The organism is Streptomyces sp. NPDC048002 (assembly GCF_040653275.1).
Classification (GTDB): Bacteria; Actinomycetota; Actinomycetes; order Streptomycetales; family Streptomycetaceae; genus Streptomyces.
The window spans coordinates 136,294-157,723 of record NZ_JBEZNL010000007.1 but is presented as its reverse complement, the minus strand read 5'-3'; the positions used below and the strand labels follow the sequence as shown (position 1 = coordinate 157,723).

23 protein-coding genes are annotated in these 21,430 nt (G+C 70.1%); 15 read left to right on the top strand and 8 right to left on the bottom strand.

Features of this window, described 5'->3' with window-relative positions:
- Positions 1–13 precede the first annotated feature (13 nt).
- Positions 14–595: a hypothetical protein gene (locus tag AB0E07_RS12730; protein WP_362249462.1), complete on the top strand. Its 582-nt coding sequence runs from the start codon at positions 14–16 to the stop codon at positions 593–595.
- Positions 596–632: 37 nt separating this feature from the next.
- Entirely contained in the window at positions 633–1,232 is a 600-nt protein-coding gene (locus tag AB0E07_RS12725) for an OmpA family protein (RefSeq protein ID WP_362249459.1), read from the top strand.
- Positions 1,233–1,265: 33 nt separating this feature from the next.
- Here the strand turns inward: AB0E07_RS12725 and AB0E07_RS12720 are convergent, their stop codons facing one another.
- Complete coding sequence (locus tag AB0E07_RS12720) at positions 1,266–1,652, bottom strand: DUF192 domain-containing protein (protein ID WP_362249456.1); 387 nt, start codon at positions 1,650–1,652, stop codon at positions 1,266–1,268.
- Between the two features lie 255 nt (positions 1,653–1,907).
- Between AB0E07_RS12720 and AB0E07_RS12715 the strand changes: the two genes are divergently transcribed.
- The 4 genes from AB0E07_RS12715 to AB0E07_RS12700 all read left to right on the top strand — a co-directional run bounded on the left by AB0E07_RS12715 (position 1,908) and on the right by AB0E07_RS12700 (position 4,972).
- On the top strand, positions 1,908–2,564 hold the full coding sequence (locus tag AB0E07_RS12715) for a hypothetical protein (RefSeq protein WP_362249453.1): 657 nt from the start codon (positions 1,908–1,910) through the stop codon (positions 2,562–2,564).
- A 44-nt stretch (positions 2,565–2,608) separates the two neighbouring features.
- The gene (locus AB0E07_RS12710) at positions 2,609–3,586 is read left to right on the top strand and encodes a hypothetical protein (RefSeq protein WP_362249659.1); all 978 of its coding nucleotides are present in this window, start codon (positions 2,609–2,611) and stop codon (positions 3,584–3,586) included.
- A 216-nt stretch (positions 3,587–3,802) separates the two neighbouring features.
- Positions 3,803–4,465 (top strand): hypothetical protein, encoded by a 663-nt coding sequence (locus tag AB0E07_RS12705; RefSeq protein WP_362249450.1) that lies wholly within the window; start codon positions 3,803–3,805, stop codon positions 4,463–4,465.
- A gap of 51 nt (positions 4,466–4,516) precedes the next feature.
- Positions 4,517–4,972 carry a GNAT family protein gene (locus AB0E07_RS12700; protein ID WP_362249447.1) on the top strand — a complete coding sequence of 152 codons (456 nt, stop codon included), beginning with the start codon at positions 4,517–4,519 and terminating at the stop codon, positions 4,970–4,972.
- A 10-nt stretch (positions 4,973–4,982) separates the two neighbouring features.
- On the opposite strand, the gene AB0E07_RS12695 is transcribed toward AB0E07_RS12700, so the two are convergent.
- On the bottom strand, positions 4,983–5,555 hold the full coding sequence (locus tag AB0E07_RS12695; RefSeq protein ID WP_362249444.1) for a DinB family protein: 573 nt from the start codon (positions 5,553–5,555) through the stop codon (positions 4,983–4,985).
- Positions 5,556–5,605: 50 nt separating this feature from the next.
- Here AB0E07_RS12695 and AB0E07_RS12690 point away from each other — a divergent pair, with 50 nt between their 5' ends.
- Complete coding sequence (locus tag AB0E07_RS12690) at positions 5,606–6,415, top strand: methyltransferase domain-containing protein (protein WP_362249441.1); 810 nt, start codon at positions 5,606–5,608, stop codon at positions 6,413–6,415.
- Positions 6,416–6,510: 95 nt separating this feature from the next.
- Here AB0E07_RS12690 and AB0E07_RS12685 read toward each other — a convergent pair whose 3' ends face one another.
- Positions 6,511–7,668, bottom strand: coding sequence for a winged helix DNA-binding domain-containing protein (locus AB0E07_RS12685; RefSeq protein WP_362249438.1), 1,158 nt, complete (start codon positions 7,666–7,668; stop codon positions 6,511–6,513).
- A gap of 883 nt (positions 7,669–8,551) precedes the next feature.
- Between AB0E07_RS12685 and AB0E07_RS12680 the strand changes: the two genes are divergently transcribed.
- The 4 genes from AB0E07_RS12680 (at position 8,552) to AB0E07_RS12665 (ending at position 13,536) form a co-directional block, all read left to right on the top strand.
- Positions 8,552–9,325: an isoprenyl transferase gene (locus AB0E07_RS12680; RefSeq protein WP_362249436.1), complete on the top strand. Its 774-nt coding sequence runs from the start codon at positions 8,552–8,554 to the stop codon at positions 9,323–9,325.
- 339 nt (positions 9,326–9,664) lie between these two features.
- A complete protein-coding gene (locus AB0E07_RS12675; RefSeq protein ID WP_362249433.1) occupies positions 9,665–10,990 on the top strand; it encodes a PhoH family protein in 1,326 nt (441 codons plus the stop codon).
- 417 nt (positions 10,991–11,407) lie between these two features.
- Entirely contained in the window at positions 11,408–12,109 is a 702-nt protein-coding gene (locus AB0E07_RS12670) for a transglycosylase SLT domain-containing protein (RefSeq protein ID WP_362249430.1), read from the top strand.
- Between the two features lie 125 nt (positions 12,110–12,234).
- Positions 12,235–13,536, top strand: a complete 1,302-nt coding sequence (locus tag AB0E07_RS12665; RefSeq protein ID WP_362249428.1) for an AI-2E family transporter — start codon at positions 12,235–12,237, stop codon at positions 13,534–13,536.
- A 24-nt stretch (positions 13,537–13,560) separates the two neighbouring features.
- Here AB0E07_RS12665 and AB0E07_RS12660 read toward each other — a convergent pair whose 3' ends face one another.
- Both AB0E07_RS12660 and AB0E07_RS12655 read right to left on the bottom strand, forming a co-directional pair.
- The gene (locus AB0E07_RS12660) at positions 13,561–14,094 is read right to left on the bottom strand and encodes an alkyl hydroperoxide reductase (RefSeq protein WP_362249425.1); all 534 of its coding nucleotides are present in this window, start codon (positions 14,092–14,094) and stop codon (positions 13,561–13,563) included.
- 6 nt (positions 14,095–14,100) lie between these two features.
- On the bottom strand, positions 14,101–14,655 hold the full coding sequence (locus AB0E07_RS12655; protein WP_362249423.1) for a peroxiredoxin: 555 nt from the start codon (positions 14,653–14,655) through the stop codon (positions 14,101–14,103).
- A gap of 133 nt (positions 14,656–14,788) precedes the next feature.
- On the opposite strand from AB0E07_RS12655, the gene AB0E07_RS12650 reads away from it, so the two are divergent.
- The 4 genes from AB0E07_RS12650 (at position 14,789) to AB0E07_RS12635 (ending at position 17,767) form a co-directional block, all read left to right on the top strand.
- Positions 14,789–15,748 (top strand): LysR substrate-binding domain-containing protein, encoded by a 960-nt coding sequence (locus AB0E07_RS12650; RefSeq protein WP_362249421.1) that lies wholly within the window; start codon positions 14,789–14,791, stop codon positions 15,746–15,748.
- A 186-nt stretch (positions 15,749–15,934) separates the two neighbouring features.
- Complete coding sequence (locus AB0E07_RS12645) at positions 15,935–16,840, top strand: MarR family transcriptional regulator (protein ID WP_362249419.1); 906 nt, start codon at positions 15,935–15,937, stop codon at positions 16,838–16,840.
- A 41-nt stretch (positions 16,841–16,881) separates the two neighbouring features.
- Complete coding sequence (locus AB0E07_RS12640; protein ID WP_362249416.1) at positions 16,882–17,334, top strand: roadblock/LC7 domain-containing protein; 453 nt, start codon at positions 16,882–16,884, stop codon at positions 17,332–17,334.
- A gap of 4 nt (positions 17,335–17,338) precedes the next feature.
- On the top strand, positions 17,339–17,767 hold the full coding sequence (locus AB0E07_RS12635) for a hypothetical protein (protein WP_362249413.1): 429 nt from the start codon (positions 17,339–17,341) through the stop codon (positions 17,765–17,767).
- 44 nt (positions 17,768–17,811) lie between these two features.
- Here the strand turns inward: AB0E07_RS12635 and AB0E07_RS12630 are convergent, their stop codons facing one another.
- The 3 genes from AB0E07_RS12630 to AB0E07_RS12620 are packed head-to-tail and all read right to left on the bottom strand — an operon-like array spanning position 17,812 to position 21,352.
- On the bottom strand, positions 17,812–20,145 hold the full coding sequence (locus tag AB0E07_RS12630; protein WP_362249410.1) for an FtsX-like permease family protein: 2,334 nt from the start codon (positions 20,143–20,145) through the stop codon (positions 17,812–17,814).
- Positions 20,142–20,831: an ABC transporter ATP-binding protein gene (locus tag AB0E07_RS12625; RefSeq protein ID WP_362249407.1), complete on the bottom strand. Its 690-nt coding sequence runs from the start codon at positions 20,829–20,831 to the stop codon at positions 20,142–20,144. The genes AB0E07_RS12630 and AB0E07_RS12625 overlap by 4 nt, the downstream gene beginning before the upstream one ends.
- Positions 20,828–21,352, bottom strand: a complete 525-nt coding sequence (locus tag AB0E07_RS12620; RefSeq protein WP_015658114.1) for a PadR family transcriptional regulator — start codon at positions 21,350–21,352, stop codon at positions 20,828–20,830. Before AB0E07_RS12620 ends, AB0E07_RS12625 begins: the two co-directional genes overlap by 4 nt.
- Positions 21,353–21,430 lie beyond the last annotated feature (78 nt).

The window sequence follows — 21,430 nt, the reverse complement described above, 5'->3', positions numbered from 1 at the left end:
AGGAAGCTGGGGAATGAGTACTCGGTTCACGACGAAGGCCCGCAGAGGAATGGTCGCGCTGACCGTGGCGGCCGGACTGGCCGTCGGAGTGGCCGGATGCAGCGGCGGAGACGGCGGCGACGACAGCAAGCCCGAGGCATCGACCTCCGCTCCCGACGAGCCGGGCTCCAAGCCGGATGCCCAGGAGGGCACGGACGAGCCCCTGGCCGAGCTGCGGGGCGAGGAGGGCCTCGTCCTTCAGATCACCTCCGCCCAGCGGGACTCCGGCGGATTCGTGACCGTGAGCGGCTCCATCAAGAACGACGGCGACGAACCGGCCCGTGTATCGGTCCGTACGGCGGGAGACGAGACCGAGATCATCAGGCACGGTTCGTCCCTCGGCGGCGCAACCCTCGTCGACTCCGCGAGCAAGAAGCGGTACTACGTGCTGCGGGACACCGACGGCCGCCCGCTGACGACCACCGGCATGCCGAGGATCAAGGCAGGTGACTCGATCCCCGTCTTCATGCAGTTCCCGGCTCCGCCGAACGAAACGGGCGAAGTGAGCTTCCAGCTCCCCACCTTCGCCGCAGCTACGATCCAGATCTCCGGCTGAGGCGGCCGCCATGACACCCAAGAACACAGCCCCAGCCATGACGGCCGCGACCCTCGTCCTCGTAACGACCCTTTACGGCGCCACGGCCGCCCATGCAGACGAGAGCCCCAGCGTGCCGCCCGGCACTGAGGCGACCGCCTCGGCCCCTGTGGAAGTGGACCCCAACGACCCGGACCTGAAGCTCCCGGAGGGCGCCACGCTCGCCGAGGCCAAGGTGCTGGACATCAAGCAGGTCGTGGAGGAGCAGAGCGGCGACGAACGCCGCGAGGACACGAACGCGGACGTCAAGTTCGCCCTCCAGGCGGAGGTCCTGTTCCCCAAGGACAGCGCCAAGCTGAACGGCGAGGCGAAGGCCCGCATCGCGGCGATCGCGGAAGAGATCAAGACGCAGAACGCGACGAAGATCCGAGTCTTCGGCTTCACCGACAACCTGGGCTCGGCGGCCCACGGCGACGTCCTGTCGAAGCAGCGCGCCAATGCCGTAGAGGACATCCTCAAATCGGAACTGAACGACCCGAACATCACATACGAGGTCCGCGGCTACGGCGAGGACTACCCGATCGCCTCCAACACCACAGAAGCCAGCCGCAAGAAGAACCGCCGAGTAGAAGTCTCGTTCCCCCGATCGGACAACTGAGAGTTGTGGGGGGCCTTCAGTCCGTGATGCGCGCTACGGTCGGCCCGATTCCCGAGTCACGCCCTCCCTGACCTCGACCGCGACGCCTACCCGCAACCCCCAGCCCGCCATGGTTCCGGCCTCGGCCTCCAGCACATGCCGCGCGCGCAACCGAGGCAGCCCGAGCCGTCCGGGCTTCATGGTGCGGACGGAGAGCACGCGCAGATGGCGGTCAAGGTACGCGACGTCGATGGGTATCCGCATGCCGATGGTGTGAACGCTGTTGGCGGGGGACAGGAGGAGAGCCCCGTCCACGGAGTCCCGCCCCAGGAGCCCACGCGTGCGGGCCCGATAAGACGAGGCGATCTCCAGCGGCACGTGGACATCACCCAGAACCCCTGAAACCAACACCCCTCGGCCATCTGCCCATTTCCGAGTCATGGCCGAGTACCTCCCCGGTCTGCACCCCGCTATTCACGCTTACGCGCGGTTCTCCTTTGCACGTCCATAAACGGAACGCACCCATCGCGCGCCCCACCCGCCGCCACATGTAACTGTTGAGTCCCAACAGGCTTCACGTTGAACCGATTTGACCGACTGATCCCGTACAGTGACAGTCTTCACGCTGGTGTCGCGACACCCCCCTGGATAGCGTTGCTTCGCTGAAGAGAAGCCTCGTCCCACCGGGAGCCGACCGTGAACCGCCGCCCCACCTTCCTCGCAGCGATCGCGCTGACCGCCGCTGCGGCCCTGACGCTGTCCGCGTGCGGCAGCGACGACGACAGCTCTGATGGCAACGACAAGATCGCAGGCGCGGACGTAGAGGGCAGCAAGTCGGCGTCGCCGAGCGCATCTGCGTCGTCCAGTGCCGAGCGTCCGAAGATCGAGCTGCCCTCTGACGTCACGTACAAGTTCGAGTGGAACGACACCGGCGACACAGAGAAGGATGCGCTGCTCGGAGACGCCGAGCAGCGCATCAGAGCCGTGGACATGGCTATTGCCGAACAGGACCCACTGCACGAGGCATACCGGTTCTATTCCGAGGGAACGGCCGCTGCGGGCAGCCAGAGCTATATCCAGGACTTCGTTGACCACAAGGCGCGTACGACTGGTGTGACCCGCTACTACAACGAGACGCTGTCCATCAAGGACGACGGCACGGCCGCACTCGTGTACTGCGAAGACCAGAGCAAGGCCTACAACAAGTTCCTGAAGACCGGCAAGACCGACGTCACCCCAGTGACGAAGGACAGCTACGTCATCTACGCCGCCACGCTGCGCAAGAACAAGAACGGCGTCTGGGTCACTGAGACCCTGAATTCGCAAAGGGGGAGTGCGAAGTGCCAGCCTTGATCCAGAGAAGGCGCCTTCTCGTCATAGCGGGAGCCATGGCCATGATGCTGGCCATGGCCGGCCCTGCCCACGCAGAGAAGGGCTTCGGCGACACGGACGGCCAACCGCCTCCGGGCACTGGAGCTGACGTTGATGGCGACACGGTCTCGGTAACCGCCGGCGGCGTTGTCTTCGACCGCTCGAAGAACGGCAGCGGCGAATCGGCAGGCCCCCTGACCGCCGCCTCCAACTGGACGCCGCCCGCGTGCTGGTACGCCCCGAAGTACACGCCGGAGCAGCTCCAGAACTACCTGGAGCCGATCTGGGAGGCGGGGTCGACCGGTCATGAGTGGGACGCCGGTCAGCGGGAGAAGTACAACGCGAACGACGAGGAAAAGGGCTTCAACAAGGACAAGTCAGGGGACGGGTACTGGTGGGGCACATACGTCAACGAGAGCTTCCCGCCCGGCTGGGACTCCTGCTACGACGATGACTACTTCTGGGTGGACACAGGCGACGCTCCTCCGGCGAATGTCGAGAATGCGATAACTCCCGAAATCCTGGCCGGACTCGCCTACGCCGAGATTCGAGTGCGCGGCACAGAAGTGACGCTGCGCCCCGAGAATGCCTCGAAGGTCAACCTTCCGACCTGGGCATGGCTGGACGGTGCTGATTTCCAGCCCGTGTCGGTGACCGCCTCGGTGCCGGTGCTGGGACTGGAGGCGACGGCCACGGCGGAACCGGTCTCGCTGGAGATCAATCCGGGTACGGGCGACGCGATCACCTACCCGGCGTCGGGGGTCTGCCAGATCAACAACGGCCGTATCGGTGAGCCCTACGCGAGGGGCAAGGCGGACCAGACCCCGCCCTGCGGCGTGAAGTACCTCCGCTCGTCCGGAGATGACACGTTCCCCCTACAGGCCACCATCACCTGGGAGATCAACTGGACCGGCACGGGCGGCGCCGGCGGACCATTCCCGGACGGCACCTTCGGCGCGACCCAGGACGTCGTCGTACAGGAGATCCAGGCCGTCAACCGCTGACCACGCGGAAGGGGGTTCACCTTTGGGTGACAGGATCCAAGCCGACCTTGACCTGATCAAGGACCGCTTCGGTGTCACTGGGAGCGCAACCTGGGCGGTGCCATCGTGCATTCGCTGTGTTGGGTGCGATGGCACACGCCTCAGCATGTGTGCCCAACGCCCCCCTGCGTAGCGAACATTCACCCTGACCAGGCCTCGTCCCCTCAGGAGTCGACCGTGAACCCCCGCCGTCCCGCCCTCCTCGCAGCAGTCGCGCTGACCGCCGCCGCCCTGACGCTCTCCGCGTGCGGCGGTGACGACGGCAGTTCGACGCGCGAGGGCAACGAGAAGACCGTCGGCGCGGACGCCACACGCACCAAGCCCTCCTCGCCGAGCCCAGGCCCTTCGGACATCGCGGGTCGCCCGGAGATCACCCTCCCGTCCGACGCCGAGAACGTCTTCGAGTACGAGAGGACCGGCAACGCCACGAAGGACGCCGTTCTCCAGGACAGCACGCTCGGCGTCAACGCCGTGGACGAGGCGATCTTCGAAGGGAGCACCAGTACCGAGGCGCTCGGTTTCTACAACACCGACGAGGCGTTGGAGGCGTACCTCACGTACGTGCAGAAGTACATCGACGACAACGAGACCTGGGTAGGCGAGACCCGGTACTTCGATTATCAGGTGACCCTCTCCGGGGAGAGCGGCGCGAACGTCAGGTACTGCTCCGACGAGAGCCAGTCCTACATCAAGGAGCTCGGGACAGGGAAGGTCGACAGGAATCCAGCCACCGCCGACTCGTATGTCCTGTACAGCACCAGCCTCGCCAAGAACGCTGAGGGAGTCTGGCAGGCCACCGACGTCACGTCGGACCGAGGGAGCGAGACCTGCCAGCCGTGAGGCGCAACGGAGCACGCCTCACTGTCAGACCCCCCTGCCACACTCCACGTCATGGATGACGACACCGTAGGTCTGCGTGATGTGGTGGAAGCGGATCTGGACGTGTTCTTCGCGTTCGAGCACGATGCCGAGGCCGTGCGGCGGTCCCGGTTCGTGCCGCGGCCCCGGGAGCGGTTCGTGCGGCACTGGAAGGAGCGGATCCTCGGGGACCCCGAGTGCTACGCGCAGGCGGTGACCGTCGGCGGGGCCGTCGCCGGGAACTTCGGGTCCTGGTGGAACGGCGACCGCCGGTTCGTCGGGTATTGGCTCGGCCGGGCGTACTGGGGACGCGGTGTCGGCTCCCGCGCCCTCGGGCTCTTCCTGGAGTGCGAGACCACACGGCCCCTCTACGCCGACCCCTTCAAGGACAACACCGCCTCCGTGCGCCTCCTGGAGAAGCACGGCTTCCGGCGCACCGGGACCCTTCCCCACGACGAGGACGGCTACGTCCTGTTGGTGCTCCAGTAGGGGAGCGGGCTCATGACCCCGGGCGCCGGTCCCCCGTCGCGCCGTCGATCAGCTCCCGCACGATGTCCATGTGCCCCGCGTGCCGTGCCGTCTCCTCGATCATGTGGACCAGCACCCAGCGCAGGGAGACGTCCTGGTCCCGCCAGGACGGCCGGCCCAGGTCGTCCAGGGACCGCTCGCGGATCGTCCGGTCGGCGGCGGCGCGGGCGCGGGCGTAGAAGTCGGTGATCTGCCGGGGCGTCTCGCCCTGGTCCGCGCGCATGTCCTCGTCGCTGTACGGGTCGAACCAGAGCGGTTCCACCTCGCCGCCGAAGGTGGAGACGAACCAGCCGTACTCCACGGACCCCAGATGCTTCACCAGGCCCAGCAGGCTGGTGCCCGACGGGGTCAGCGGGCGGCGGAGCTGTTCGTCGTCCAGGTCCGCCAGCTTCCCCACCACCGCGTCCCGCATCCGGTCCAGGCTCGCGTGCAGGGTGGCCTTGTCGTCCGCCGTGTACTGAGGGTCCTGCTCCTGGCCCCGCTCCTGGCCCCGCTCGTGGTGCCGGTCGTCGGAGGCGTCGTGGCTGCTCTCGGGTTGCGTCATGGCGCGGAAATTATCAGCGGTCACCGACAACGGCTGCGATCATCGGGCGCATGGGCCAGCAGCGACGCGGTGGACGCGGTGGACGCGGTGGACGCGACTTCGAGGAACTCGTCGCCGAGGGCGCGGCCGTGCCCACCGAGGGCTGGGACTTCTCCTGGTTCGAGGGGCGGGCGACCGAGGCACGGCCCAGCTGGGGGTATGCCCTTCGTCTCGCGGAGCGGCTGTCCGGGGCATCCGCCGCCCTCGACCTCCAGACCGGGGGAGGGGAGGTCCTCGACTTTGCCCTCCGGCACGCGGGCACGCCGCCCGTGCTCGCCGTCGCCACCGAGGGGTGGCCGCCGAACGTCGCCAAGGCCACCGCTCTCCTCGCGCCGCGCGGAGTCGCGGTCGTCGCCTCGCCGGAACCGGAGGCGCTGCCCTTCGCCGACGGCGCCTTCGCCCTCGTGTCGAGCCGGCATCCGGTACGGGCGCACTGGACGGAGATCGCCCGGGTGCTGGCGCCCGGCGGCACCTACTTCGCCCAGCACGTCGGACCGCACAGCGTCTTCCGGCTCGTCGAGCACTTCCTCGGGGCACAGCCGGAGGAGGTGCGCATCGCCCGGCACCCAGACCGCGAGCGGGCCGGGGCCGAGGCGGCCGGGCTGGAGGTCGTCCACCTGCGGGCCGAGGAACTCCGCATGGAGTTCCACGACATCGGGGCGGTCGTGCACTTCCTGCGCAAGGTCATCTGGATGGTGCCCGACTTCACCGTGGAGGCGTACGAGCCGCAGCTGCGCAGCCTGCACGAGCTGATCGAGAACGAGGGTCCCTACGTGGCCCACAGCACCCGGCACCTCATCGAGGCCCGCAAGCCCACCTGACCGCGGCGGGCACCACAATCCCGGCGATCACCAAAGGCACCACAATCCCGGCGATCACCAAAGGCACCACACACACCACAGGCCCACAGGGCGCCCTACGCGTGCGGCCCCACCGCCACCACCCCGCGCACCAGCTCCGCCCGTGCCTCCAGCGCCTCGCCCACCCGCTCCACCTGCACCGCCAGCTCCCGTTCCTGCCGTGCCGTCAGGTCGACGAGCGTCTCGACCGTGACCGTCGTCCGCCGGCCCTGGCGGCGCTGGTGCCAGACCCCGGCCGTCACCCCGTCCACCAGCAGCACCGGGAAGTTCCCGGCCTGCCCGCCCGCCAGTGCCCTCCGGCTGGCGTCCCCGGGGAACAGTGCCTCGCGGGGCTGCGCGGCGATGGCGTACGCGTCGAAGTACGGCAGCAGCCGGACGCCCCGCGGGCCCGGCCCCCCGAACGGGAACTCGGTGTCGCCCGTCACGACCCAGGCCGGCGCGCCCTGGAAGACGACCTCCTCGATCGAGCCCTCCGCGGCCAGTTCCGTGAAGAGCCGGGTGGCCCAGGCGGTGGGCGCCGCCAGCCACCTCGCGAAGTACGCCGGGGTGGAGGGTCCGTAGGCGTACAGATGGCGTCGGAGCAGTTCGGCCACCGCGGTGGCCGGGGGCAGGGGTGTGAAGCGGGGCGGCCGGGTGTAGGTGACCTTGCGGCCCCGGTTGGGGCCGAAGGACAGCGCGCCGCACTGGCCCGCCCGGTGCATGACCTGGCGCCAGCGCGGCCACAGGTCCTGGAAGGCGGGCATGACCCGGTCCCCGGCCCACGGGCCGGTGCGGGCCACGACCTCCTCGCTCAGTTCGTCGAGGGTGAGGTGCGTGCCGTCGAGCGCCGCCGCGATCGCCGTCACGATCTGCCGGGCCTGCTCCTCGGTGACCCGGACGTCCGGGGCGAACGAGGCGGCGCCGGACGGGACGGCGGGCAGGGCGGCACACCACAGGGGGAGGTCGCGGGCGGGGAGCAGATGGACCGTGCCACGCGGGCCGTGGGTCTTCACCAGGGTGCGGTCGTCCCAGAGCGCGGCGCGGACGTCCGCGCGGGTCAGGCCGGTGGACCGGACACTGATCGACAGCTCGGCCGCGGAGAGCGCCTGCGCGTGCGCGCCGAGCATCGCCGCCACGATGTCGGGGGCCGGGATGTCCCGCGGCGCGGGATTGGCCAGGAACTGTCGTTCGAGGCGCCGTGCGCTCGCCTCGTGCCAGGAGATCGTCACCGTCATGAGGTGACGGTAGGGGGGATGTGGGTCAGTTTCTGTCCTCATTGACCCGCGAACTGCCCGAACTGTCGCCGGCTCTTCACAGCAAAGGGGGTAAATCGCACATGGAGGGGCGAAGCGTCCCGCACATCCAAGGCTTCACGAGGTATCCGCATTGTTATCGCTTGCCACTCGCGCCCCATGCGCAACTCGCGTAAGTTCAGACCAAGGTAATTCGCGTCAGCAAAGCTGCGCGGGCGGCACCGCGCAGTGGAGGGGGCTGCGCGGTGCTGTGCCCACCTGCGGCCGATGCTCCGAGGTGCGGCCCCGTCGGGGCGTCAAGGCGCCGTTCGCGCCCGGGTCACCCGGGTGGGGGATACCCGGACAACTCGCCGGACATGACGCAAGCGTCGCCAAAGCGGGTCGCTCGCCGCCTCGCCCCGCTCGACTCCCTTGAGAATCAGCTGAGTTCAGGCCATGAGCACGCTGTGAAAACACCTCTTCCGGGTCACCGTGGCGTCGCCGACCGACTTCGGAGAGTAGTTGTGGCACGCCGATGCACGCAGCATCACTTACGAAGGGTTATGGTGGAAGCCCCCCCCTCGGGCCGGTCCGTCTCCCCCCCCCACGGACCGGCCCGTTTTCTTTTGTTCGCGGACGGGTGGCGCGTACGGGCGTCGCGGCCGGGGAAGGCGCCCCCGGAACGCCCCTCCGGCCCCCGGAACGCCCCTCCGGCCCCCGGAACACCCCTCCGGCCCCCCAGAACGCCCCTCCGGCATCCGCGGCGAAACTCCGAAGGTAGGCTTCGGCCCCCGGGGCCGCCACCGGGCGGGAACCGCCCACGGCGACCGGGCCGAGGCGGCCGAGGCGACGGCCGCCCGATCCGCACGGAGGGACTGACCATCACGTGAACCTGCGCGACAAGCTGCGCGGCCTGCTCGTCAGGCTGTACGCGCGCCGGGTGGAAGGCCACCTGGACCACGCTCAGGTGCCCGGGCACATCGGCGTCATCATGGACGGCAACCGCCGCTGGGCGAAGGCCGCGGGGTCCACCACCGTGCACGGCCACCGGGCCGGCGCCGAGAAGATCGAGGAATTCCTCGGCTGGTGCTCCGAGACCGACGTGAAGGTCGTCACCCTCTGGCTGCTGTCGACGGACAACTTCGACCGCCCCCAGGACGAACTGGTCCCGCTGCTCGGCATCATCGAGGACGTCGTCCGCACCCTCGCCGCCGACGGCCGCTGGCGCGTCCACCACGTCGGCACCCGGGACCTGCTGCCGCAGCAGATGCGCGACACCCTCAAGGAGGCCGAGGAGCGGACCGCGCACGTCGACGGGATAGTCGTCAACGTCGCCATCGGCTACGGCGGACGCCAGGAGATCGCCGACGCGGTGCGCTCCATGCTGCTCGACGCGGCGGAGCGGGGCACCTCGCTGGAGAAGCTCGCCGACGCCGTCGACATCGAGATGATCGGCCGCCACCTCTACACCGGCGACCAGCCCGACCCGGATCTGGTCATCCGGACCAGCGGGGAACAGCGTTTGTCCGGATTCATGCTGTGGCAGACGGCCCACTCCGAGTACTACTTCTGTGATGTGTTCTGGCCGGCCTTCCGCAAGGTCGACTTCCTGCGCGCCCTGCGCGACTACGCCGCCCGCCACCGGCGCTTCGGCGGCTGACCCGGGGTCACCCCGTCTGCCCCGTTTGGTGCGGAAGTAACAAGGAGTTCATCAGCGCGCCGTCATGTGCCTTTGCATGGCCGCGCCTGTTCGAGGGCATAACGCAAGCAGGTCGACGCCCGAATCACGGGTGTCGGATCTCAGCGGACGGCACGGGGCCGTCCGCCCGGGAGGCCCTTTGCACCAGCCCGAACGTGCGGTCACCGTACGGACGAAGCAGTCAAGGGCCGGTTCTCGGCCCGTGCGTCGCGGCCGCCGACCGGTCTGGTTCCCTTCGCCCTCCCGGCCCTGCTTCCTCTCCGTCGCTCCCCGACCTCTTCCGAGGGGGTACGTCCTTCCGTGGTGACCAGCACAAAGCGCCACAAGTCCGACCGGCGCACCTACGTACTCGACACCAGCGTCCTGCTGGCCGACCCGAACGCCCTGAGCCGCTTCGACGAGCACGAGGTCGTGCTCCCCATCGTCGTGGTGACGGAGTTGGAGGCCAAGCGGCACCATCCCGAGCTCGGCTACTTCGCCCGGCAGGCTTTGCGCCTGCTGGACGAGTTCCGGATGCGGTTCGGCCGTCTCGATGCACCGATCCCCATCGGGGAGCTCGGTGGGACGGTGCGTGTCGAGCTCAATCACTCGGACCCCAGCGTTCTGCCGAGCGGCTACCGCCTGGGGGACAACGACTCCCGCATCCTCGCGGTCGCCCGCAATCTGCAGGCCGAGGGGTTCGACGTCACCGTGGTGTCGAAGGACCTCCCGCTCAGGATCAAGGCCTCGTCCGTCGGTCTCCTCGCCGAGGAGTACCGCGCCGAACTCGCCATCACGGACTCCTCCGGCTGGACCGGAATGTCCGAGCTGACCCTCCCCGGCGAACAGGTGGACATCCTCTTCGAGGAAGGGCACGCGTATGTGCCCGAAGCCGCCGGCCTGCCCGTGCACACCGGGCTCACCATCCAGTCCGAGCGCGGCAAGGCGCTGGGCCGGGTGACGGCCGAGGGCAATGTCCGTCTGGTGCGCGGCGACCGGGAGGCGTTCGGCATCAAGGGCCGCAGCGCCGAGCAGCGCATCGCGCTGGATCTGCTGCTCGACCCGGACGTCGGCATCGTGTCCATGGGCGGCCGGGCCGGCACCGGAAAGTCGGCGCTGGCGCTGTGCGCGGGTCTGGAGGCGGTGCTGGAGCGCCGTCAGCACCAGAAGGTGATGGTCTTCCGGCCGCTGTACGCGGTCGGCGGGCAGGAGCTGGGCTATCTGCCGGGCACCGAGGCCGAGAAGATGAGCCCCTGGGCCCAGGCGGTCTTCGACACGCTGTCCTCGGTCGCCGGCCGTGAGGTCATCGAGGAGGTCACCGCTCGGGGGATGCTGGAGGTCCTGCCGCTCACCCACATCCGCGGCCGTTCGCTGCACGACGCGTTCGTGATCGTGGACGAGGCGCAGTCGCTGGAGCGGAACGTCCTGCTGACCGTTCTGTCCCGAATCGGCGCGAACTCGCGGGTCGTTCTGACCCACGATGTGGCGCAAAGGGACAATCTGCGGGTCGGGCGCTACGACGGTGTCGTCGCCGTCGTGGAGAAACTGAAGGGGCATCCGCTCTTCGCCCATGTCACGCTGACGCGGTCCGAGAGGTCCCAGATCGCCGCGCTTGTGACCGAAATGCTGGAGGACGGGCAGATCTGACCCGAGTGTCGAACTTGGGATAGCTACCGTCGAGTTGGCGCCGTCGGGCAAAGGCCGAGAGCCTAGCCGGGCGGCGCCTTCGCGCGTCGCTGTTTCTCAGAACTCCCAGGGGCAAACAGGATGTGAGCTTTCACACGCAACACAGAATTGCCTTGCGGTGTCCGGGTACGGCAGAGTCTCACTCCTGTCAGGCCCCGCATACGGCACATCCGTACCCCCAGCGGTACGGGACCACTTGAGAAGCACCGCCAACTCCATAAAGTCGTCGTATGCCGCCCGCGCACCACGCGGCGCTCCCCACGGGGGAGTTGCCCACCGGGCCCGCGCCTCCTGTGACCCCGCAGTTGGAGGCCAGTGCCAGGGGCACGATTGCGTCCGCCAGGGTCACCGAAGCGGGCGATGCTGGAAGGAAACCGTGTGAGCCGGATCTCGGTCCGGGGATTCGCAGTGGCCTCGGCCACCGCGGTCACCGCTGTCGGAAGCGTCGTCGGCGTTGCCTCGGGCAGCACCGCGCAGAACAACGACGCCCAGGCGACGGCAGCCGACGCGACGCTCCTCGCGGACATACCCACGGGTCAGCAGGCCCAGGTACAGACCGCGTCCCTGACTCAGCAGGCCAACGTCCAGGCCATCGCCGCGGACGCCAGCGCCAAGAAGGACGCGGAGGAGTCGGCTCGCAAGGCGGCCGCCCAGACCGCGATCGACAAGAAGGAGGCCGCCGAGAAGGCGGCCAAGGAAGCCAAGGCGGCCGAGGAGGCCAAGGAGCGCGAAGAGGCCGAGGCGAAGGCCTCCCGGTCCTCCTCCAGCTTCCCGGTGCAGAGCTCGTACACGATCGCGCAGATCCAGGCGATGGCTCAGCAGATGGTGCCGTCCGGTCAGTACCAGTGCTTCAGCAACATCGTGGACCACGAGTCCAGCTGGAACTACCAGGCCGTGAACCCGTCCTCCGGCGCCTACGGTCTCTTCCAGGCTCTCCCGGCCGGCAAGTACGCCTCCGCCGGAGCCGACTGGCAGACCAACCCCGCCACTCAGATCAAGTGGGGCCTCAACTACATGAACGAGCGCTACGGCAGTCCTTGTGACGCCTGGTCGTTCTGGCAGGCCAACCACTGGTACTGAGCCGGCCCCCGCTCAACCTCGCACAGCCCCTCACCGTCCTACGGTGAGGGGCTGTCGCCATGTACGGTTCGGAGCGGACGACTCCGGGGGGAGTGGTGGGGAAAGACGGGGGAAGAGGACGCTTCATGTCGCGAGTGCCAAAGTGGCTCGGCCGGATCGGGACCGGACTGACGCAGATGGGTGAGCGGTTGGACGAGCGCCGCGCGGAGGTGGAGCGCGAGAGCGCCGGCGAGGCCGCGCCCCGGCCCGCCGAACGGGTCCCCCCGACCGCCCCTTCCCTGCCCACCCATCCGGAACGGCCCGATCCGGCGCTGGCCGTGCCGTGGGGCGTGCGGGTCGCCGCCGAGGCCGGCTGGCGGCTGCTGGTGCTGGCCGGCACGGTCTGGGTGCTGATGCGGGTCATCAGCGCCGTACAGCTGGTGGTGCTCGCCTTCGTCGCGGCGCTGCTGATCACCGCGCTGCTGGAGCCGACGGTGACCCGGCTGCGGCGCTACGGCGTTCCGCGCGGGCTGGCGACCGCGCTCACCGCGATCCTCGGGTTCGTGGTGATGGGCCTGATGGGCTGGTTCGTCACCTGGCAGGTCATGGAGAACCTCGACAACCTCTCCGACCAGGTCCAGGACGGCATCGACGAACTGCGCAACTGGCTGCTGAACAGCCCCTTCCACGTCACCGACAAGCAGATCAACGACATCGCGGAGAACCTGCGCGACGCGGTCGGCGCCAACACCGACGAGATCACCTCGGCGGGCCTGGAGGGCGTCACGGTCATCGTCGAGGCGCTCACCGGCATCCTCCTCGCGGCCTTCTCCACGCTCTTCCTGCTCTACGACGGCAAGCGGATCTGGGAGTGGTCGCTGAAGCTGGTGCCCGCGGCGGCCCGGCCGGGCGTGGCGGGCGCGGGCCCGGCCGCCTGGCGCACCCTCACCGCGTACGTGCGCGGCACGGTGATAGTCGCCCTGATCGACGCGGTCTTCATCGGTATCGGCATCTACTTCCTGGATGTGCCGATGGCTGTGCCGCTGGCCGTGTTCATCTTCCTGTTCTCCTTCATCCCGCTCGTCGGCGCGGTGGCCTCCGGGGCGCTGGCCGTGGTGGTCGCGCTGGTCACCCAGGGGGTGTTCACCGCCGTCATGACGCTGGTGGTGGTGCTGGCGGTGCAGCAGATCGAGGGGCACATCCTCCAGCCGTTCATCCTGGGGCGCGCGGTGCGGGTCCACCCGCTGGCCGTGGTGCTGGCGGTCGCGACGGGCGGCATGGTCGCGGGCATCGGCGGCGCGGTGGTGGCGGTGCCGCTGGTCGCGGTGACGAACACCGTGGTCGGCTATCTGCGGGCCTACGCGCAGGAGCAGGCGCCTCCGCAGACGGCGCCCGAGACCTCGGAGCCTGCCGTCGAGAACGCCGAGGGCCCCGCCCACCAAGGGTGAACGGGGCCCACGGGGCACGGGGGATCAGGCGGCGAGGACCGCTTCGGCATCCAGCGTGACGCCGACCGCCTGGATCACGGAGGCGATCTTGAACGCCTCCTGGACGACCTCGCGCTCCAGGCCCGCCTTGCGCAGCACCTGCTCGTGCGAGTCCAGGCACATGCCGCAGCCGTTGATCGCGGAGACCGCGAAGGACCACAGCTCGAAGTCGACCTTGTCGACACCGGGGTTGCCGATGACGTTCATCCGCAGGCCGGCCCGGAGCGAGCCGTACTCGTGGTCCGACAGCAGGTGCCGGGTGCGGTAGAAGACGTTGTTCATCGCCATGACGGCGGCCGCGGCCTTCGCCGCGGTGTACGCCTCGGGGCTCAGGTTCGCCTTCGCCTCCGGGTCCAGCTCACGCAGCACGATCGGGGAGCGCGAGGCGATGGCGGTCGCCAGCACGGTGCCCCACAGCTGCTGCGCCGGCAGGTCGGAGTTGCCGATGACCGAACCCAGGTTCAGCTTCAGGTCCTTGGCGTAGTCCGGGACGGCGGACTTCAGGGAGTCGAGTGACACGTCAGGTCACTCCCCGGCCAGCAGCTTGACCGCGTCCAGCGTCTCGTCGCCCTTGCTCCAGTTGCACGGGCAGAGCTCGTCGGTCTGGAGCGCGTCGAGGACCCGCAGGACCTCCTTGGGGTTACGGCCCACGGAGCCGGCGGTGACCATCGTGAACTGGATCTCGCGGTTGGGGTCGACCACGAACACGGCGCGCTGCGCGAAGCCGTCCTCGCCCTCGATGCCGAGGTCCCGCATCAGCTCGTGCCGGGAGTCCGCCATCATCGGGAACGGCAGGTCGGTCAGGTCCGGGTGGTCCTTGCGCCAGGCGTGGTGGACGAACTCGGAGTCGCCGGAGAAGCCGAGGATCTGCGCGTCGCGGTCGGCGAACTCCTCGTTCAGCTTGCCGAACGCGGCGATCTCGGTCGGGCACACGAAGGTGAAGTCCTTCGGCCACGCGAAGACCACGAGCCACTTGCCCTCGTAGGACTTGTGGTGGATCTGCTCGAACTCCCGGCCCTTCTCCAGCGAGACACAGGCGGTCAGTTCGAACTCGGGGAACTTGTCACCAACAGTGAGCACACGCTCTCCTTGCAGCGAGGAAGTGTCCGGATCGCGGACGCTTCCCTTGGGTTGGACGGGCCCGATGCTGGCACAAGGTGCATTGATTAGAGAAATCGCTACACTCGGAGGTGTTGATCGGAGGCGATTATCAGTGACCGTCAGTAATGGTTCGGCCAGGCGAAGGCTGCCCAGTCTCGCCCAGTTGCGGGCCTTCGCCGCCGTCGCGGACCACCTGCACTTCCGGGACGCGGCCGCCGCCCTCGGGATGAGCCAGCCCGCGCTCTCCGGCGCCGTCGCCGCGCTGGAGGAGACCCTCGGCGTCACCCTCCTGGAACGCACCACCCGCAAGGTGCTGCTCTCCCCGGCCGGCGAGCGCCTCGCCGTGCGCGCCCGTGCCGTACTGGAGGAGGTCGGCGCCCTGATGGCGGAGGCGGAGGCGGTACGGGCGCCGTTCACCGGGGTGCTCCGACTCGGCGTCATCCCCACCGTCGCCCCCTACCTGCTGCCCACCGTCCTCAGGCTGGTCCACGACCGCTACCCCGACCTCGACCTCCAGGTCCACGAGGAGCAGACCGCCTCCCTGATCGACGGGCTGCACACCGGCCGCCTCGACCTGCTGCTGCTCGCCGTACCGCTCGGCGTGCCCGGAGTGGTCGAACTCCCGCTCTTCGACGAGGACTTCGTCCTGGTCACCCCGCTGGACCACGAACTCGGCGGCCGGGCCGGCATCCCCCGCGAGGCGCTGCGGGAGCTGAACCTGCTGCTCCTGGACGAGGGGCACTGTCTGCGCGACCAGGCCCTGGACATCTGCCGGGAGGCCGGCCGCGAGGACGCCCCGGTCACCACCACGGCCGCCGGACTGGCCACGCTGGTGCAGCTGGTGGCCGGCGGACTCGGCGTCACCCTGCTGCCGCGCACCGCCGTCAGGGTCGAGACGACCCGCAGCGACCGGCTGATGACGGGCTCCTTCGCCGATCCCGCGCCCACCCGCAGGATCGCCCTCGCCATGCGCACCGGCGCGGCCCGCGGCACCGAGTACCGGGAACTCGCGACGGCCCTGCGCGAGGCCCTGCAACCGCTGCCGGTACGGGTGCTGGACGGCGGCGACTGAATCAGGAACCGCATTCCCATTCGGTCAAATGAGCGCCGAACAAAGAGTTTTGAACGGCCGGGAACTTCAACTTCCGCCAACTAGGGGCAGCTCGGTAATCCACCGTCGCAACTCCCGCCCCGGCTGCTAGACCTTCACCCCTCAGTGCTACGCGTCAGGCGTGTGTACGAAAGGCCAAGGGGAGTGATGTCGGGCTACCACGAGCTGGCCCCGGCCCTGGCCGGGTGCGGTCGCGAGGGATTCACGGGGGCACTGCGCGTCGCGGGCACCCCGGGCGGCTCCGTCCACTTCAGCAACGGACTGGTCGTCGCCGCCGAGTCACCCGGCTCGCCCGGCCCCGAGGCGCTGCTGCTGCGCTCCGGGCGGGTCAGCGGCGAGCAGTGGGCCGAGCTGACCCGGGAGTCCGGCGGCGCGCCCTGGCCGGTCGCGGAACTCGTCGCGCACGGGCACGTGGGCGGTGCCACCCTGCGCGTGGTCTGCCTGATGGCGCTGCACGACGCGGTGTTCGCCGTCGCCGCCGGCCTCGTGGACGACTGCCTGCGCGCCACCGGCGGACCCGGCCCCACGGCCCCGCTCGCGGTCGGGGAGCGGCCGACCCGGCTGCTCCAGGACACCGCCCGCCGGATCGCCGCCCTCCGGACGCTGCCGCACCCCGTGCACCCCGACCGTGAACGCCCACAGCCCGCACCGCGCCGGCCCGACCCGCTCACCCCGCTCCAGGCCGAGCTGCTCGCCCACGCCGACGGCCGCAGCACCGCCCGCGATCTCGCCTTCCGCACCGGGCGCGGCGTCTACACCGTCACCGTCGAGGTGGCCCGGATGCTCGCCGAAGGACAGCTGGAGTGCGCCCCGGACCCCGCGCCCGTCCGGGTCCGCACCCCCTCCGAGGGCGTCCGCCGCAGAGCCCCGGCGCTCCCCCCGCCGCCCCCCGAGGAACCGCCCGCGCCGGCAACCCTGCCCCGCCGACGGCCCGGCGCCAGCGGGATCGGCGAGGCGCTCGCCGTCCCGGAGGACCCCGAGGCGCTCGCCCCGGAAGGCCCCGAAGCGAACCGGAAATGGTTCTTCCGCCTGCGGAACGGAACGGCCCGATAGACCCATGAACAGAAACGCACAGCAACAGGGGAGTTGACGACATGGACCACGAAGCGCTGGCGCGGGAAATGCGCGGTCTGCGCGAACAGGTCACCGGAATCACCGACACCGTGGTGGCCGCGGCCGACGGCTTGCTCATCGCCGCCGACACCGCCGACTCCATCGACCCCGAGCCGCTCGCCGCCCTCGCCGCGGCCGGACTCGGCCTCGCCCGGCGCACCGCGCAGGCCGCGCGACGCGGCACCCTGCGCCGGGCGGTGACCCACGGCAGCGGCGGCTGCGCGGTCGTCTACGCCGTCGGCGACACCGCGCTGATGGCCGTCCTCGGCGACGAGGGGCTCGACCTCGACCGGCTGCACCAGGAGTCCCAGCCGGCCCTGCGCCGCATCGACTCGATCCTGACCGGCACCGACCCGGCCGCCGGCGCACCGAACAGTACCGATCTGAACAGCGGCGATGTCATTCGCAGCGAGAAAGCGACGGAAGGTGTCTGAACCGATGGCGACCAAACGCATGACCGCCGGCTTCTCCGACCAGGTGATGGGACTGGTCAAGTCCCTGCGCACCGATGCCCCCGACTGCGTCGCCTCCGGCGTCGTCGACATGAGCACCGGCATGCTGCTGTCCTACGAGACGGTCGACAACCATCCGCCGGAGGTCCTGGACCTGCTGGCCGGCGCCACCCTCGACCTCTTCCAGGGCCGGACGGTCGTGATGATCGAGGACGTCTTCAAGGAACGCCGGGGCATCGAGACCGACCGGCACTTCTTCGAGGAGATCCTCGTCAACAGCGAGAACCTCACCCATCTGTTCATCCGGATGAGCGAGCAGCAGGACGTCGTCGCCGTGGTCGTCTGCCGCAAGTCGGTCAACGTGGGCATGCTGTTCGCCCAGGTCAGGCGGGTGGTGAAGGAGTACGGGCTGTGAACGGACCGGGCCCCCCGCCGACTTCACGGCGGGGGGCCCGTCCCTCACTCGGTGCGCAGTCCGTCCGGCCGCATCAGTCTGAGCAGCGGCGGCAGGCTCAGCAGGGTCACCGCGAGGACCACCCCGGCCGCCGCGCCGGTCATGGACAGCAGGCTCGCCCAGTCCACCCGTACCGCGGTGTCGGTCATCCGCAGCAGGACCGCGCCCAGCGTCAGCCCCACCGCCGAGGCCAGCAGCAGCCCCAGCGTGATCGGGATCGCCGTCTGCCACAGCACCGACAGGCTCAGCGTGCGCCGCCGGGTGCCGAAGGCGACCAGCGCCGACAGCAGCTTCCTGCGCTCCCGCAGCTGTTCCAGCTGCGACACCAGCAGGCTCGCCCCGATCAGCACCAGCACGCAGACCGCGCCGACGAACAGCCCGGTGCGGATGGAGTCGTAGCGGTCGGACCGCTCCGTCGCCGCCCAGTCCTGGGAGCGCACCAGCGGGCCGAGCCCGGCCGCGGTGTTGCGCACCAGCTCACGGCCGTCGGCCACAGCGGGGTCGAGCCCCACGTACGCCCGGCCGGTCAGGGTCGGCAGAGCGGCCTCGGGGAGTGCCTTCGGGGTGAGCAGGAAGCCGCCGCGCTCCATACCGCTCAGGTCGGCGCGCGCCGCCACCAGGCGGATCCCGGACGGCACCCGCCAGGCGACCTCGCGGCCCGGAGTGGAGCCCTGGTAACTCGGGTCCACGTACAAGGTCCGTCCGGACGTGGCGAGTTCCGGGGTGTCGGTGTCGTACTCGGCGTCGCGCACGGCGAAGACGTCGCCGTCCCGGCACGAGGGCAGCTTCGCCATCTCGCGCAGCGCCGCGCAGTCGCCGACGGTCACCGCGGCACTGTGCTCGGGGTCGCTGCGCCGGTCGCCCAGGTAGCTCTCCGAGTGGGCGACGACCCGGCGCACCCCCTCGGTGCCCCGCAACCGCTCGGCGACCCGGTCGACCTCGACCCCGCCGCCCACGGTCACCTGCATCTGCGCCTTGCTCAGGTCGTACGCCGTGTCCTTGGTGTACTCGCTCTCCACCCCGGAGAACAGCATCTGAAGGGCGATGGCGCCGGCCACCGCGACCGCGACGCCGTTGACCAGCCGGGCCGCCGTGCTGCTGCTCAACTGAAGCCTGCGTACGGCCAGTTGCCAGGCGACCGAGCCGCCGCCGAGGCGGCCGACGACCGTCTCCACCACCCAGGGCAGCAGCGCGGTCACACCGACCAGCAGCAACAGCACGCCACCGATGACCAGGTACTGGTTGAAGTCGCCGTTGTCGTTGCCCTGGCCGATCATCGGCGCGAGCATCGCCAGTCCGCCGAGCGGCAGCAGCAGCCGCCACCACAGTTTGCGCCGCGGTGGCTTCGCCGTGCGCACCACGCCGAGCGGTTCGATGACCACCCCGCGCAGCGCCAGCAGCGTCACCAGCACCGCGGCCGCGGGCACCGCCAGGGCCACCAGCAGGACGAGCGCGGGGGAGGGGTTGAGGTCGCTCGGGAAGACACTGAACCGGAACACCTCCACCGAGCCCGCGATCTGACGTCCGATCAGGAAGAATCCGGTGCCGAGGACCAGCCCCAGCAGGGCTCCCGCCAGCGCCTCGCCGGCCGCGATGCGACGGGTCATCCGGCTGTCGGAGCCCACCAGCCGCAGTGCCGCGAGCCGCCGGTCGCGCCGCTCGCCGCCGAACCGCACGGCCGCCGCGATGAACACCGCCACCGGCAGCAGCAGCGCGACGAGGACGACGAGGATCAGCAGCACCAGCACCGGATCGGTCTTCTCCCGGTACGGGTTCGGATCGCCGTAGCGGTCGATACGGGCCACCTGGGCGCCGTCGGCCCAGCGGGCGAGGTCCTCGCCACCCCGGTAGAAGGCCAGGTCGGCCGAGCCGATCAGACCGGCCTCGCCGATGGTCCCGACGATCCGGTCGGGCAGCCGCTCGCGCAGCAGCGCTCCGCCGTCGGACTCCAGCAGCCGCTTCAGCGCGGGGGAGACGAGCATCTCGCCCACCGCGGGGAACCGGTCGACGCCGGGCGGCAGCGGCGCCCGCGGCCCCTCCGGCTCCAGCGCCCGGCCCCGGATGTCCTGGTCGTGGAAGCGGGTGTCGGCGTCCGCGACGAGCAGGGTGTTCTCGGCCCGGGGCGGCACGTCGGGGTTGTAGGTGATGTCGGTACGGGCGTTACCCCGGTCGTCCCGGGCGGAGAGCGCGTTCGGGATGGCCGTCGTCAGCAGCAGCAGCGCCACGCCGAGGCCCACCCCGACGGCCGTCAGCACGGCCCGGGTCCAGCCCTCGCGGCCGCCCGCGAAGGCGAACCGCATCCCCATCGCCAGGTCCCCGGCCCAGCGTCCGGACCTCATACGATCCGCTCCATGTCCCGGGACCGCCCGTCCCGTACGACGATCTCGCGGTCGGAGTAGGCCGCCACCCGCGCCTCGTGCGTGACGAGGACGACGGCGGCGTTGGTGGACCGGGCCGCCTCCGTCAGCAGTTCCATCACGCGTTCGCCGTTGAGGGAGTCCAGCGCGCCGGTCGGCTCGTCGGCGAACACCACCCGCGGGCCGGTGACCAGCGACCGGGCCACCGCGACGCGCTGCCCCTGACCGCCGGAGACCTCCCCGGGCCGCTTGCCGCGCAGGTCGTCGACCTCCAGCCGTTCCATCCAGGACACCGCGGCCCGCTCGGCCTCTTTGCGGGAGACGCCGTTCAGCCGCAGCGGCAGCGCCACGTTCTCCACGCAGGTCAGCTCCGGCACCAACTGGCCGAACTGGAAGACGAAACCGAACTCGGAGCGGCGCAGCGCGCTGCGCTCGGCGTCGCTCATCGTGGCCAGCTCGCGCCCCGCGTACAGGATCGACCCCGAGTCCGGGGGCACGATCCCGGCGAGACAGTGCAGCAGCGTCGACTTGCCGGAGCCGGACGGCCCCATCACGGCGACGACCTCTCCGGGATGGACCGAGAACTCGGCGCCGTCGAGGGCGAGCGTGGGACCGTACGCCTTGCGCAGCTCGTGGGCCGCGAGCAGGGCACCCGCAGGGGCCGTCACTTGACCACCACCTCCGCCAGCTTGTCGAGCCGCGCGGCGGTCAGTTCCAGCCAGCGCAGGTCGGCCTCCAGGTGGAACAGGGCGTGGTCGCAGATCAGCTGGTCGGCGAGGTCGCCCTTGCGCTTGCGGTCGGTGAGGATCCGCATCATCCGCAGGTGCTCGGCGCGCTGGGTGTCCAGGATGTCGGCGGCGTCGCGGCGTGTGAGCAGCGCGAGGACGACCTTGGTGTACAGCGTGGACTGGAGGTACGGCTCGGGCTTCTCGGGCGTGGCCAGCCAGCGCTGGACGTCGGTGACGCCGGCGTCGGTGATCGCGTACCGCTTGCGCTCGGGGCCGCCGCCGGGCTCGATGCCGTCGACCTCGACGAGTCCGTTCTTCAGCAGGCGGGACATCGTCGAGTAGACCTGGCCGTAGTGCAGCGGCCGGTCGTGACCGAATTTCTCGTCGAAGGCCCGCTTCAGGTCGTAGCCGTGACGCGGGCCCGACTCCAGGAGCCCCAGAAGGGTGTGACCGATGGACATGACGGGAACTCTACACGGGGTGTATACGCGGTGTGTATACGCCGAGTGCACAGCCCGGGGCGCTGAGTGCGGCGGCCC